Consider the following 13,008-nt stretch of genomic DNA (forward strand, 5'->3'; position numbering starts at 1 on the left):
GCAGTTAAAGTTGTTTTACCATGGTCAACGTGACCAATTGTACCCACGTTTACGTGTGGTTTATTACGTTCAAACTTGGCTTTAGCCATGATGATCTTCCTTTATAAACTGCTCATGAGGGTCGCCCATGAGCACTTGGTTTTTTAACTAAATTTTAGTTGGGTAATATAGTAATCGAAAGATTACTCGTCGTCACCTTTTTTACCGCCAGCTTGGAACTTAGCGATGATGCCTTCAGCCACGTTACGTGGAGTTTCAGCATATTTAGCAAATTCCATAGAGTATGTCGCACGACCTTGAGACATAGAACGCATTTGAGTCGCGTAACCAAACATCTCAGCCAATGGAACTTCTGCTTTAATTGCTTTAGTTCCACCAGGAAGATCGTCCATACCTTGAACCATACCACGACGACGGTTTAAGTCACCCATGATATCGCCCATGTAGTCTTCTGGAGTTTCTACTTCAACTTTCATGATAGGTTCAAGAAGAATTGGATCTGCTTTCATGAAACCATCACGGAACGCATAAGAACCAGCCATTTTGAACGACAATTCATCAGAGTCGACATCGTGGTAAGAACCGTCAAAAAGAACAGCTTTAACGCCCACAACTGGGTAACCAGCCAAGACACCATTCTTCATACGTTCTTGAATACCTTTATCAACTGCACCGAAGAATTCTTTTGGTACTACACCACCAACAACTTCTTCAGCGAATTCGTATTCTTTACCAGCAGTTTCAACATCAAGTGGCTCTAAACGAACATATACATGACCGAATTTACCTTTACCACCTGTTTGACGTACGAATTTACCTTCTTGCTCAATAGTTTTCTTAATCGTTTCACGATAAGCAACCATTGGTTTACCGATATTCGCTTCAACACCGAACTCACGTTTCATACGGTCAACGATGATGTCAAGGTGAAGCTCACCCATACCAGCAATAATTGTTTGACCAGATTCTTCGTCAGTACGTACACGGAACGATGGATCTTCTTTCGCTAAACGACCTAAAGCAATTGACATTTTTTCTTGGTCAGCTTTAGTTTTTGGTTCAACAGCCAATGAAATTACTGGCTCAGGGAATTCCATACGCTCAAGTGTAATGATGTTTTTCTCATCACATAATGTATCACCCGTAGTAACGTCTTTAAGACCTACACACGCTGCGATATCACCTGCACGGATTTCATCAAGATCTTGACGCTCATTCGCATGCATTTGCACGATACGACCGATACGTTCACGCTTAGACTTAACTGGGTTATATACTGGGTCACCTTGTTTAAGGACACCAGAATAAACACGTACGAAAGTTAAGTTACCTACGAATTTGTCGTTCATGATTTTGAACGCAAGCGCAGAGAACGGAGCTTCGTCAGATGCTTCACGAGATGCTTTAGTTTCAGCTTTATCGTCAAGGATACCTTCGATCGCTTTAACTTCTGTTGGCGATGGTAAGAATTCAATCACAGCATCCAACATACGTTGAACACCTTTGTTTTTGAACGCTGAACCACAAAGCATCACTTGGATTTCAGATGCTAATGTACGAGCACGTAAACCTGCAACGATGTCTTCTTTAGAAAGATCACCCTCTTCAAGGTACTTGTCCATTAACTCTTCAGAAGCTTCAGCAGCCGCTTCAACCATGTTAGTACGCCATTCGTTAGCAGTATCAACTAGGTCAGCAGGAATCTCACCATATTCAAACTTCATACCTTGAGATGGTTCATCCCAGATAATCGCTTTCATTTCGATAAGATCTACAACACCTGCAAATGTATCTTCTGCACCGATTGGTACAACGATAGGTACAGGGTTACCGCCTAAACGAGTTTTAACTTGCTCTACAGCACGGAAGAAGTTTGCACCAGTACGGTCCATCTTGTTCACGAATGCTAAACGAGGCACTTTATATTTGTTAGCTTGACGCCATACAGTTTCAGACTGAGGTTGAACACCACCAACAGCACAGTAAACCATGCACGCACCATCAAGAACACGCATAGAACGCTCAACTTCAATTGTGAAGTCAACGTGTCCCGGTGTATCAATTACGTTGATACGGTGTTGTTCGAATTGGTTGCCCATACCAGACCAGAAACAAGTCGTAGCAGCAGAAGTAATGGTAATACCACGCTCTTGCTCTTGTTCCATCCAGTCCATTGTTGCTGCACCATCGTGTACTTCACCAATTTTGTGAGATACACCTGTGTAGAACAAGATACGTTCAGTTGTAGTTGTTTTACCTGCGTCAATGTGCGCAGAAATACCAATGTTACGGTAACGAGTAATCGGGGTTTGGCGAGCCATGATGTCTTACATTCCTAAATGTTATCTTTAAAACAGGACGCATCAATTAAATTGATGCGCACGAATATCCAAGCAGGCAACTTAAATACCCGCAAAGCTCCCACTTTGATAAAGAGCGATGTTGAATCGAGCTGCTGTACGCATGAATATTCTCCTGATTAGGGACTGTTTTATCCGTTTAGAAACGGTAGTGAGAGAAGGCTTTGTTGGCTTCAGCCATACGATGCACGTCTTCACGTTTTTTGATCGCTGCACCTTTACCTTCAGCTGCATCAAGCAACTCACCAGCAAGACGTAAAGCCATCGTTTTTTCAGAACGCTTAGCAGCAGCATCTACTAACCAACGCATTGCTAAGGCAGTACGACGGGATGGGCGTACTTCCATAGGTACTTGATAAGTAGCACCACCAACACGGCGTGCTTTTACTTCGACCATAGGACGAACTTTTTCAAGAGTAGTCTCGAAAAATTCAACTGGGTCTACTTTGTTTTTTTCTTGAACACGCTCTAAAGCACCGTAAACGATACCTTCAGCTACAGATTTTTTACCATCTTGCATTACGTGGTTCATGAATTTAGCGATTGTTTGGCTGCTAAATTTTGGATCTGGAAGGATCTCACGAGCAGCGACTACGCGACGTCTTGGCATTTTAATACACCTAATATTATGACACTTCAGGATGATCCGGCAGTTTGTACAAGTGCCATGTACGCTACGCTGGCCTTACTATACGTCGCTTGAATTACAAATCTATGAAGAATTCAAACAAGCGAAACGCTAAAGGGTTGTTTGGGCTGGTTGCCTAGAATTACTTCTTAGGACGTTTAGCACCGTATTTAGAACGTGACTGGTTACGATCTTTCACGCCAGCACAGTCTAAAGAACCACGAACGGTATGGTAACGTACACCTGGTAAGTCTTTAACACGACCACCACGGATTAGAACAACACTGTGTTCTTGTAAGTTATGACCTTCACCACCGATATAGCTTGATACTTCAAAACCAGAAGTTAAGCGAACACGGCAAACCTTACGCATTGCTGAGTTAGGTTTTTTAGGAGTAGTCGTATATACACGTGTACATACACCACGACGTTGTGGACAAGCCTTCAACGCAGGAACTTTTGATTTTTCAATCAAAGTTGTACGACCCTTACGGATCAACTGATTTGTTGTTGCCATTTGGCAATTCTCCCGTGATTAAACAACCTTAAAAAGAAAAACACCTCTTTTTAAGGGCACATAATTGTAAGCCAAGAAGTAAAAATGGTCAACAATGCAAGATAAAGCAACTGTTGACCATTTCTATAATTTTGTTGTTTTATTGATGTCTAAATCACACCAACAAATAATTAACTGTGTTTTGTTGATGCAGGCTCTATATCGATTGTTTTTGGTTCTGTAGATAGTTCCGATTCATCAGAAGTGAGTAATTCATTTGATTGCTCTTTCAAAGCAGGTTGCTGTTCAGTATGTTCGTGCTTGACCACATGCTCTGATGCAAGCTGTTGAATACCCTGCTCAACGTTTTCATTCGTCTGAATTTCTTTAGCAACATGATCTTTAGATTGCACTGAAACATTGGTAATCACATCATTTTTGCTTTCATCAACACTACTTATTGCATTTGTCGTAGTCTCTGTTGCATTTAACAATCGTGAATTTGGCTTTCTTAATAATGCTTCCGCTTTGTAATAGGCTTCTAAGGGTGAAAGATCTTCATTCGGATATTCATTCAAATAAAAACGTGCTGCCCCGAAAACAGATTGTGCCTTGTGTCCAACATCTTCGAGTAAACGCCAACTATAAAAGCCACCTAAAGCAGCACCAGCAACTGGCGTTAATTTACCAATCACAGATGCTTGAGGGATATGATTTAACCACCCCCATTTAAACTGTCCTTCCTCATCAACTAACCATTTCTTTACAAGTTCAACATCGTTGCTCGATCCAAGCAACTGCTGAAACTGTTGTAAGTCATGGGTTTCTAACATCGACTTCAACGCTTTTAATGCAATCAATACTGTTTGTTTTTCAGCAATAATACCCAAATCAATTTCTTTAAAAATAAAGGCAACCACTTCTTGATCTGCCTCATCGGCCAAATCAAAGCCATGAGAGCGACCCGTTTGATAAATTGTTCTTAGTGCTAGAACAATCGAGGCAGGAATATCAACAGCTGCACCCCAAACTCCTGTAGCACCCGTGATAACGCCTTGCGCAGCGGCTAATAATTTATTTTGTTCGATTAATGCCTGACTTAAACGTTGAGAACGCCCCGTATCTTGAGTGAGTTCGGTAATATCTTTTACACCTGCTTCTTCCAGAATCTTTTCTGTAAGTGAAGTATTCGAGCTAAATTCATTCAACCACTGAAATAAATAATCAGAAACTTTTTCGCCCATGTCAGGTGAAATGAAAGAGGCAACATTATTTACTTTTGTGTAATGACGACCTAAAAGTTGATGGGACAATTTAGGTAACTGTTGACGTAACATATGTTGTGGGCTTTCGTATTGCTCAATCTTAAATGGGCTTTTAAAATGCGCCTTCCCTTCGATCACATTCGATGAATCTGTAGATCCAGTTGCTAATGTTTTAGGCGCAGTTTGAAGTTTTTGTATTTCTGAACTGAGCTTTTTAGCCACTCCAAAGGCTTGGGTAAATAAACCTGAAGATTGCTTGTTTTTAGATTTTGTCATCAAGTACCTCTGTTCTATAATCTTTGCATCTCTAGGTAAATACTAGGTTGAATGCAAATTTATCTCAACTTTTATCTGTGTTCTTTCATTACCTTTTGTCTCAACTACATTTATATTTACGAATATTCACACAACTAGAAATAGGCATAAAATTTGCCATAAGAAATAAAAAACCTTTCTGCTATGATGGTGTCATTCACTCATAAGCCATTTAAATCGTTATTTTCTCCTGATTTGTACTTATAGCGATATGCACAAGGCTTCGTATTACCATAAAAGGGATCTGTAAATGAAACGTGTTGTAATCACTGGTATGGGCATTAACTCATGTATCGGTAACTCTTTAGAAGATGTCACTCATTCTTTAAAAAATGGAATCTCAGGAACACGTTTTAATCCAACTTATGCCGAATTAAATTTTAAAAGTCATGTCAGCGCTGCTGCTGAACAGGATTTTGATGGTATTGATCGTAAAATCAAGCGTTTTATGGGTGTATGTGCAATGTATGCTTATAACGCAGCGATTGCAGCCGTAGAACATGCGGGTCTAAAACAAGAGGATCTAGCAAATAACCCTCGTTATGGTATTGCAGGTGGTAGCGGCGGTAACTCAACTGCTTCTGTTGCAGAGATGGTTAAACTATTAGAAGAAAAAGGCGCACGTAAAATTGGTCCTTTCTTTGTTCCTCGTAATATGAGTAATACCATTACTGCCAATGTCGGCGTTGCATTAAAACTACAAGGTATTGCTCACTCAATTACCAGTGCCTGTGCAACTTCTGCTGATGCAATTGGTTATGCTTACAACTTAATTCAATTGGGTAAACAAGATTTAATGCTTGCTGGTGGTGGTGAAGAAGATCACTGGTCTCAAAGCTTACTTTTTGATGCTATGGGTGCATTGTGTTCTAAATATAACGATACACCAGAAACAGCATCTCGTCCTTATTCAGCTGACCGTGACGGTTTCGTGATCGCAGGTGGTGGTGGCTTTGTGGTTCTTGAATCACTTGAGCATGCACAAGCACGTGGTGCGAACATCTTGGCTGAAGTTGTTGCTTATGCAGCGAACAGCGATGGTGCAGATATGGTTGCCCCAAGTGGTGAGGGTGCGACTCGCTGTATCCTCATGGCACTTGATGAAGCAAAACAGCACGGTGTAGAACAAATCGATTATGTCAATACTCACGGGACTTCAACACCTGCGGGTGACGTGACTGAGCTTAAAGCAATGGAGCGTGCATTTGGGGAAGGACAAGTTCCACCACTTAGTTCAACTAAATCAATGACGGGTCACAGCTTAGGTGCTGCAGGTGTTCAAGAAGCGATTTATTCTGTATTGATGATGCAAAATGACTTTATTGCTCCAAACATCAACGTGACTGAGCTTGATGAAGGCGCACAAGGTTTCGATATTGTACTTGAAAAACGTGATGCAAAACTGAATACTGTGATGAGTAACAGTTTTGGTTTTGGCGGCGTAAACGCTTGCCTTATTTTCAAGAAGTGGGATGCATAATCCTGCGTAGGATTATCGATGGATGCACCTTCTGATGCTTTTTTGTGGGTAAAAGCATTACATATTATTGCTGTGGTTTGCTGGTTCGCTGCATTGTTCTACTTACCACGTCTTTATGTTTATCATGCCATGAGCGAAGATACCGTTAGTCATCAACGCTTTGAAGTGATGGAACGCAAGTTGTATCGTGGAATTATGTGGCCATCGATGATTGCCACATTAATTACCGCCCACTTTCTGGTTGACTGGGGGAATGCGACCCGACATTATCATGAAGCCTTATGGTTCTATTTCAAAGTCGGTCTGGTTGGATTATTGGTGATTTACCACTTTGTCTGTGGTTATTACCGCAAAAAGCTAATTGGTAATGCGCACTATAAATCGCACAAGTTCTGGCGTTTTTTTAATGAAATGCCAACCTTGATCTTATTTGCCGTGGTCATCTTAGTGGTCGTAAAACCTCAGTTCTAACTGGGGTTTTTTTATTCTAAAATATTCTGATCACCCTCACTTTTCCTATCTATAGTTCAAATGATCAAATCATTTCAAACATATATACAAAGATTAAAGGCAGGCTTCATTGCAAACCTAATCCTTTATCTTAAAATGAATGAGTTCCAATATCGTGGATTGACGTCAGGCGAAATCGCCATGGCACGCCCCGTATTTGGCGACTTGATTAACTATGCAGAAGTTAAGATTTTCAATATCCCCTATCTCCCTTGGCAGCCTGTTAATATTTTTATGGCACCAAACGGCAATCTATTTGTACATAAACAACATTTTTATCAGGATTATTCAAATTGCTCATTAGACCTTCAGGCAATTTTTATTCATGAACTCGCCCACATCTTGCAATTTCAACAAAAAACCAATGTCATCTTAAAAGGAATGTTGTTACAGACAGGCTACTATCTAAGTTTTAAAAAGTATAATCCCTATCATTATCAATTTATTCAAACCAAGACTTTCACTAGTTACAACATTGAACAACAAGGTGATATTGCACGAGATATTTTTTTAAAGAAGATTCCAAATATTATTTTGAATCAATAAAAAGCCCTGTCGTTTATTTACAGGGCTTTTCAGCTTGAAACATCATTAGCAATTCTATGCTGCTGTGTTTTTACTGCTCTCTGAGCTAAGTTCATGACTATCATCCATTTCAGTCGTAAAATCTACACGCATCGCATCTTTAACAATTGTACCGATACGTCCCACACCAATTGCCAATCCAAAAGCAATTACTGGATATAAGATTGTTGGAATCACCATAACTTATTACCTCTCATCAAAAGTTTAATTAATCAAACTTACTCTGACTCTTGTACTTGCTCTTGGAACATTAAAGTACCAATACGACCAACTACAACAGCTAAACCAAACGCAATTACTGGAAAAAATACAACTGACATTTCTATTACCTCTTTTTATATGCGAAATGCATATTTTTACTGTTACATCTAGTGTACAGATGTTCACATTAATTAGGATAATAGCAGTGGACATTTGTACACTCAAGTGTAGCAAAAGGATTCCCGACGAACGGTCAAAAAAGATTCAATTCAATAAAATTATGTTTTTGATAGATTTAAATTTTACGAAAACTCTAATTTTTTGTATTTTTTATCCCATTACCGAAATAAGCTAAAAGAGTGTTTCTATTCATGTCATTGAACTGTCATTTCGGTATGCGAAAGTGACACGAAGAAAAAGAATAAATGACAATGCTAAGTTTATTCATAGTCATGCACCATTACTACGCAACCATTTAAAAATGTTGCTCTTTAAGACAGAAAAACTTGTTATTTTTACGCAGAAAAATGTGCAATTAGTATATATTAGACACCTTGTCATTTTTCTTTAAGATATAGAATACTTGGCGCTATGATATACAACGTTCTTTAAAATTATACTTACACAAATCAAGAACTTGTATATCAGCACTTGTTAAGACTTAGGATTAGGTTTGAATGAAAAATTTTAAAATTGCCCTTGCTCAATTTTCTCCGCATATTGGCAATATTGACGCAAATACTCAAAAGATGGTTGAGCAAGCAAATTTAGCGAAACAACAACAGGCTGATCTGATCATCTTCCCTGAACTTTCTACGCTAGGTTACCCAGCTGAAGACTTATTACTTCGCCCAAATTTACAAAAACGCACTCAAAAAGCGTTCGCTCAATTAAGTGAAGTAAAAGATATCGTCATGGTATTCGGTTTCGTACATCAAACTGAAGATGGTCACCGTTACAACTCAGCCGCAGTGATTAAAGATGGGCAAGTTTTAGGAATATACAACAAACAGAACTTACCAAATTATGGCGTCTTTGACGAAAAACGTTATTTCCAAGATGGTCATCAACATCTCGTTTTTGAGTATTTAGGTCATAAGTTTGGTGTACTGATTTGTGAAGATGTTTGGTCACTGCATACCGTCAAACAACTTAGCCAACTGAATGTTGAAACTGTGCTTGTCTTAAATGCTTCTCCGTATGAAGTCGGTAAACCACAGCATCGCATCCAAACATTAAATGAACTCGCAAAACAACTGAATCTGAATATTGTTTATGTCAATCAAGTGGGTGGACAAGACGATCTTATTTTTGATGGTTCAAGTTTTGTTAGTAATAAAAATGGCGAACTTGCATTACAAGCACCAAGTTTTCAAGAATCTGTTTATGTGACTGAATATGATGCAGAGCAAAAACGATTTAAAACTGCTAATGCCATCCCAACTTTAGATACTTTTGCCGAAATCTATCAAGCATTGGTTATGGCAACACGTGACTACGTACAACGCTCGGGTTTCCCTGGTGTGATCTTGGGCTTATCGGGTGGAATCGATTCAGCCTTGACACTTGCTATTGCTGTTGATGCGATTGGTGCTGATAAAGTACAAGCCGTGATGATGCCTTATACTTACACCTCTCAAATGAGTGTAGAAGATGCAACAGAACAAGCACGTCGTATGGGTGTAACTTTCGGTATTGCAGAGATTCACCCAATCGTAAATAGCTTCATGCAGACCTTATTCCCGTTCTTTGGCAACACACCAGCGGATGCAACGGAAGAAAACTTGCAAGCGCGCACCCGTGGTACGCTGCTCATGGGTTTATCAAATAAGTTTGGCAACCTTGTACTTTCAACAGGTAACAAGTCTGAAATTTCAGTCGGTTATTGCACACTATATGGTGATATGGTCGGTGGCTTCTCTGTATTAAAAGATGTCTATAAAACCATCGTCTTCGAGTTAGCAAAATACCGTAATACTTTAAGTGAAACACCTGTGATCCCTGAGCGTGTCATTACTCGTCCACCTTCAGCAGAGCTGCGTCCTGATCAAACAGACCAAGACTCTTTACCTGCTTATGATGTACTTGATGCAATTCTATACGCTTATATCGAAGAAGATCTTAGCCAAGCAGACATAATTGCAAAAGGCTACGAAGCTGAAGTGGTTGAAAAAGTAATACGCTTAGTTGATCGTAATGAATATAAGCGTCGTCAGGGTGCAATTGGCCCACGGATTAGTTCACGTGCTTTCAGTCGCGAACGACGCTACCCTATCGTCAATGGATGGACCGCGAATGACTGAAAAAATTGTTTCTGAAAAGTCACAATTACTTGCTCAAGCACTTATGCTTGAGCAAGTGGCATTTTATAAAAATCAACTTACTACACAGCTTTCTGCTGAGTTCTTTCAGCAGTTTATTCAGTTGTTTCTACAACATGCACCAAATATCAAACTGAAAGAAGTAATAGAGCTTGAACAAATCCAAGCCGTTGTTAAGCGTTATGCATTTGAAATGCAGCTGGGTGCTGGACTGTTAGAGTTTATTGGTGAAATTGCTCAACGCTTGCATGTTTTTTCTTTACAGTCTTCAGCACATTTAGAAGATGTTTTTTCAGATCGCCAATTTGAAATGTGGTTATCTAAATTTCTCGAATTAGAAAATATTCGACATTATTTAAACCACTTCTTGAAAGAAAGCCCTTCAATTCAGCAATTATGCCAATATATTGCAACCACAACTTTACAAAATAAATTACCAAAATTATTTTCACAATCTGACGAAGAACAAATTTCTGAAAGCAAATATCAGTGGCAGCAGAAACTAAAGACTTTTTCACATCGTCAACAACAACGCATTGAACAGAAAATCGAAGAAAGTATTGCTCGCTTTATCCAAGAACAACTTGCCGATTTAAGCTTACTTTCAAACGATGACTTAGAAAGTTTGGCGCGTAATATTTGGGAAGATAACAAAGCTAAACCTTTGTCTGAATACACCAAACAAGTCACACCTCTGGATGTTGAAGAATTCTTTGTCATGATTTATGAATACTGGAAAGAGCTACGCCAATCTTCCTACATTCAGGATCTCATCCTATACGGCGTAAAAGTTTTCTACGATTTTTATGAAGACGAAAGCTTAGAGGATGTATTTGCTGCGATCGGAATTGAAGAGTCAGATCTTCAAAATGAAGCTGTACGTTTTTATCCTAAAGTCGTTGTAGCCTTAGATGAACATGGTGTATTAGAACCTATCATTACCATGATCATAAAACCTTTTTATGAAAGTCATCAAACTCTAGCGACAATTGAAAAGTATTTATAATTATTATTTTTCTGCTGAGATATATTGAGACCAAATCAATATATCTCTCTAATTTTCTAACTCAATCACATTGAAGCTAACCCACTGAAGCCATCAGAAAATCTGATGGCTATTCTTTTTTTATCTTGAATCTATAAATAATATTCAATTGATATCAGATCAGTTGAGTAGCCAATAAAAGCACATAAAAAAACCACGCAGGAGCGTGGTCTATAAAATGGTGGCTATGACGAGACTTGAACTTGTGACCCCCGCATTATGAGTGCGGTGCTCTAACCAACTGAGCTACATAGCCGTAAACTGTGTACGCATTATCTAGTGTTCTATACAACAGGTCAAGTGTATGACATTGAAAACATGAAATATATGAACAGTTTTTGTGCTTTTAATTTTTATTTGATTACTTTTCAATAAATCTTCTCTCAAACAGAAAAAAATTAATTCAAAAAGTTCAAATAAAAAAAGACCACGCAGGAGCGTGGTCTATAAAATGGTGGCTATGACGAGACTTGAACTTGTGACCCCCGCATTATGAGTGCGGTGCTCTAACCAACTGAGCTACATAGCCGAAAACTGTGGGCGCATTATCTTAACTTTCAATACACACGTCAAGCACAATTTCAAAAAATTTGAAAAGTGGGCCTATAAGCCGGGTTCTGTCGAGGACGATCATTCCTCTAGGCGTACAATCACTCATACGCTCAAGCGACCTACCCGAATCCAGCACGGGCCGTGCCTCAGGATTCCTATTTGGTCTTGCTTCTGGTGGGGTTTACCTTGCCGTGAACTGTTACCAGACACGCGGTGCGCTCTTACCGCACCCTTTCACCCTTACCTCACGAATGAGGCGGTCTACTCTCTGCTGCACTTGCCGTCGACTTTCGCCGCCCAGGCGTTACCTGGCACCTTGCCCTATGAAGCCCGGACTTTCCTCCCCTGTTTCAGTCACGGAGACCTCCACAGCAGCGACCGTCCAGCCCACTTCGTGGCGCATCTTATCAAAGATCGAAGTTAATTGCTCGCATTTTTTTGTGCAGTTAATTTTTTATATTTTGCCATCAACTCATCTTGTGACTCGACATGCTGAGGATCAAGCGGAATACAATCAACTGGACAAAATAACTGACACTGTGGCTGATCATGATGCCCAATGCACTCTGTACAAAGTGCAGGGTTAATTTCATAAATCAATTCACCCATATAAATGGCTTCATTGGGGCATACTGGTTCACAAACATCACAGTTAATGCATTCATCAGTAATATAAAGAGACATCTACCAACCTTGCTGATGTTTACGTTCAAATGCCTCAACAACAACAGCGGGCACAAACTTATTCACATCACCTTTCAATCGAGCAATTTCTCTTACTAATGTTGATGAAATAAATGAATATTGCTCTGATGGGGTTAAAAATACTGATTCGAAATGAGGATCAAGTTGGCGGTTCATATTTGCCAACTGAAATTCATATTCAAAATCTGAAATTGCTCTTAAACCACGCAGTACCGCTGTTGCACGTTGTTCTCGAAAGAAATTGACCAATAAACCATCAAAACCAACAAACTCTACATTAGACAAATGGCTTAATGAAGCTTTTGCTAATTCTACACGCTCTTCTAAACTAAACACTGGATTTTTATGATGACCAATTGCAATTGCAACCACCACTTCATCAAACATTTTTGATGCTCTTGCAACCAAATCAACGTGCCCGTTGGTAATTGGATCGAAAGTCCCCGGATAAATCACACGTGTTTTAGACATGCGTTGTACTCTAGTTAATGAGATAAGGTACATATTTTAACAAATTTAGCTCTAAACGCGAAATTGCTAAACGA

At 39.4% G+C, this 13,008-nt stretch carries 13 protein-coding genes, 2 tRNA genes and 1 other RNA gene; 5 read left to right on the forward strand and 11 right to left on the reverse strand.

The annotated features are described in order from the left end of the window. From CDG59_RS07915 to CDG59_RS07935, 5 genes are all read right to left on the reverse strand, one after another. Positions 1-89, reverse strand: an 89-nt coding sequence (locus CDG59_RS07915; RefSeq protein ID WP_072292276.1) for a GTP-binding protein, incomplete at its 3' end; no start/stop codon positions are given. A gap of 93 nt (positions 90-182) precedes the next feature. Beyond that, a complete protein-coding gene (gene fusA / locus CDG59_RS07920; protein WP_005158306.1) occupies positions 183-2,321 on the reverse strand; it encodes an elongation factor G in 2,139 nt (712 codons plus the stop codon). Between the two features lie 178 nt (positions 2,322-2,499). After that, positions 2,500-2,970 carry a 30S ribosomal protein S7 gene (gene rpsG / locus CDG59_RS07925; RefSeq protein ID WP_004638185.1) on the reverse strand — a complete coding sequence of 157 codons (471 nt, stop codon included), beginning with the start codon at positions 2,968-2,970 and terminating at the stop codon, positions 2,500-2,502. A gap of 160 nt (positions 2,971-3,130) precedes the next feature. Further along, on the reverse strand, positions 3,131-3,505 hold the full coding sequence (rpsL, locus tag CDG59_RS07930) for a 30S ribosomal protein S12 (RefSeq protein WP_004638184.1): 375 nt from the start codon (positions 3,503-3,505) through the stop codon (positions 3,131-3,133). A 170-nt stretch (positions 3,506-3,675) separates the two neighbouring features. Further along, positions 3,676-5,025 carry an EcsC family protein gene (locus CDG59_RS07935; RefSeq protein WP_087544678.1) on the reverse strand — a complete coding sequence of 450 codons (1,350 nt, stop codon included), beginning with the start codon at positions 5,023-5,025 and terminating at the stop codon, positions 3,676-3,678. Positions 5,026-5,314: 289 nt separating this feature from the next. On the opposite strand from CDG59_RS07935, the gene CDG59_RS07940 reads away from it, so the two are divergent. From CDG59_RS07940 to CDG59_RS07950, 3 genes are read left to right on the forward strand one after another with little or no spacing between them, the layout of a single operon-like run. Further along, positions 5,315-6,544, forward strand: a complete 1,230-nt coding sequence (locus tag CDG59_RS07940) for a beta-ketoacyl synthase N-terminal-like domain-containing protein (RefSeq protein WP_087544680.1) — start codon at positions 5,315-5,317, stop codon at positions 6,542-6,544. A gap of 18 nt (positions 6,545-6,562) precedes the next feature. Beyond that, entirely contained in the window at positions 6,563-7,015 is a 453-nt protein-coding gene (gene hemJ / locus CDG59_RS07945; RefSeq protein WP_087544682.1) for a protoporphyrinogen oxidase HemJ, read from the forward strand. A 60-nt stretch (positions 7,016-7,075) separates the two neighbouring features. Beyond that, on the forward strand, positions 7,076-7,600 hold the full coding sequence (locus tag CDG59_RS07950) for a hypothetical protein (protein WP_087544684.1): 525 nt from the start codon (positions 7,076-7,078) through the stop codon (positions 7,598-7,600). Positions 7,601-7,654: 54 nt separating this feature from the next. Here the strand turns inward: CDG59_RS07950 and CDG59_RS15300 are convergent, their stop codons facing one another. After that, on the reverse strand, positions 7,655-7,819 hold the full coding sequence (locus CDG59_RS15300; protein ID WP_004913964.1) for a hypothetical protein: 165 nt from the start codon (positions 7,817-7,819) through the stop codon (positions 7,655-7,657). Between the two features lie 698 nt (positions 7,820-8,517). Here CDG59_RS15300 and CDG59_RS07960 point away from each other — a divergent pair. Both CDG59_RS07960 and CDG59_RS07965 read left to right on the forward strand, forming a co-directional pair. After that, the gene (locus CDG59_RS07960) at positions 8,518-10,143 is read left to right on the forward strand and encodes an NAD+ synthase (RefSeq protein ID WP_087544686.1); all 1,626 of its coding nucleotides are present in this window, start codon (positions 8,518-8,520) and stop codon (positions 10,141-10,143) included. Further along, positions 10,136-11,167, forward strand: coding sequence for a hypothetical protein (locus tag CDG59_RS07965; protein ID WP_087544688.1), 1,032 nt, complete (start codon positions 10,136-10,138; stop codon positions 11,165-11,167). Before CDG59_RS07960 ends, CDG59_RS07965 begins: the two co-directional genes overlap by 8 nt. Before the next feature lie 218 nt (positions 11,168-11,385). On the opposite strand, the gene CDG59_RS07970 is transcribed toward CDG59_RS07965, so the two are convergent. The 5 genes from CDG59_RS07970 to coaD all read right to left on the reverse strand — a co-directional run bounded on the left by CDG59_RS07970 (position 11,386) and on the right by coaD (position 12,934). Then, a tRNA-Met gene (locus CDG59_RS07970) sits at positions 11,386-11,462 on the reverse strand. Positions 11,463-11,658: 196 nt separating this feature from the next. Beyond that, positions 11,659-11,735, reverse strand: a tRNA-Met gene (locus tag CDG59_RS07975). Positions 11,736-11,796: 61 nt separating this feature from the next. Further along, positions 11,797-12,152, reverse strand: an RNA gene (gene rnpB, locus CDG59_RS07980) — RNase P RNA component class A. Positions 12,153-12,178: 26 nt separating this feature from the next. Then, positions 12,179-12,442, reverse strand: a complete 264-nt coding sequence (locus CDG59_RS07985) for a YfhL family 4Fe-4S dicluster ferredoxin (RefSeq protein WP_004663486.1) — start codon at positions 12,440-12,442, stop codon at positions 12,179-12,181. Beyond that, the gene (gene coaD, locus CDG59_RS07990) at positions 12,443-12,934 is read right to left on the reverse strand and encodes a pantetheine-phosphate adenylyltransferase (RefSeq protein ID WP_004663488.1); all 492 of its coding nucleotides are present in this window, start codon (positions 12,932-12,934) and stop codon (positions 12,443-12,445) included. Between the last annotated feature and the right edge of the window lie 74 nt (positions 12,935-13,008).

It is taken from the genome of Acinetobacter sp. WCHA29, assembly GCF_002165335.1.
Classification (GTDB): Bacteria; Pseudomonadota; Gammaproteobacteria; order Pseudomonadales; family Moraxellaceae; genus Acinetobacter.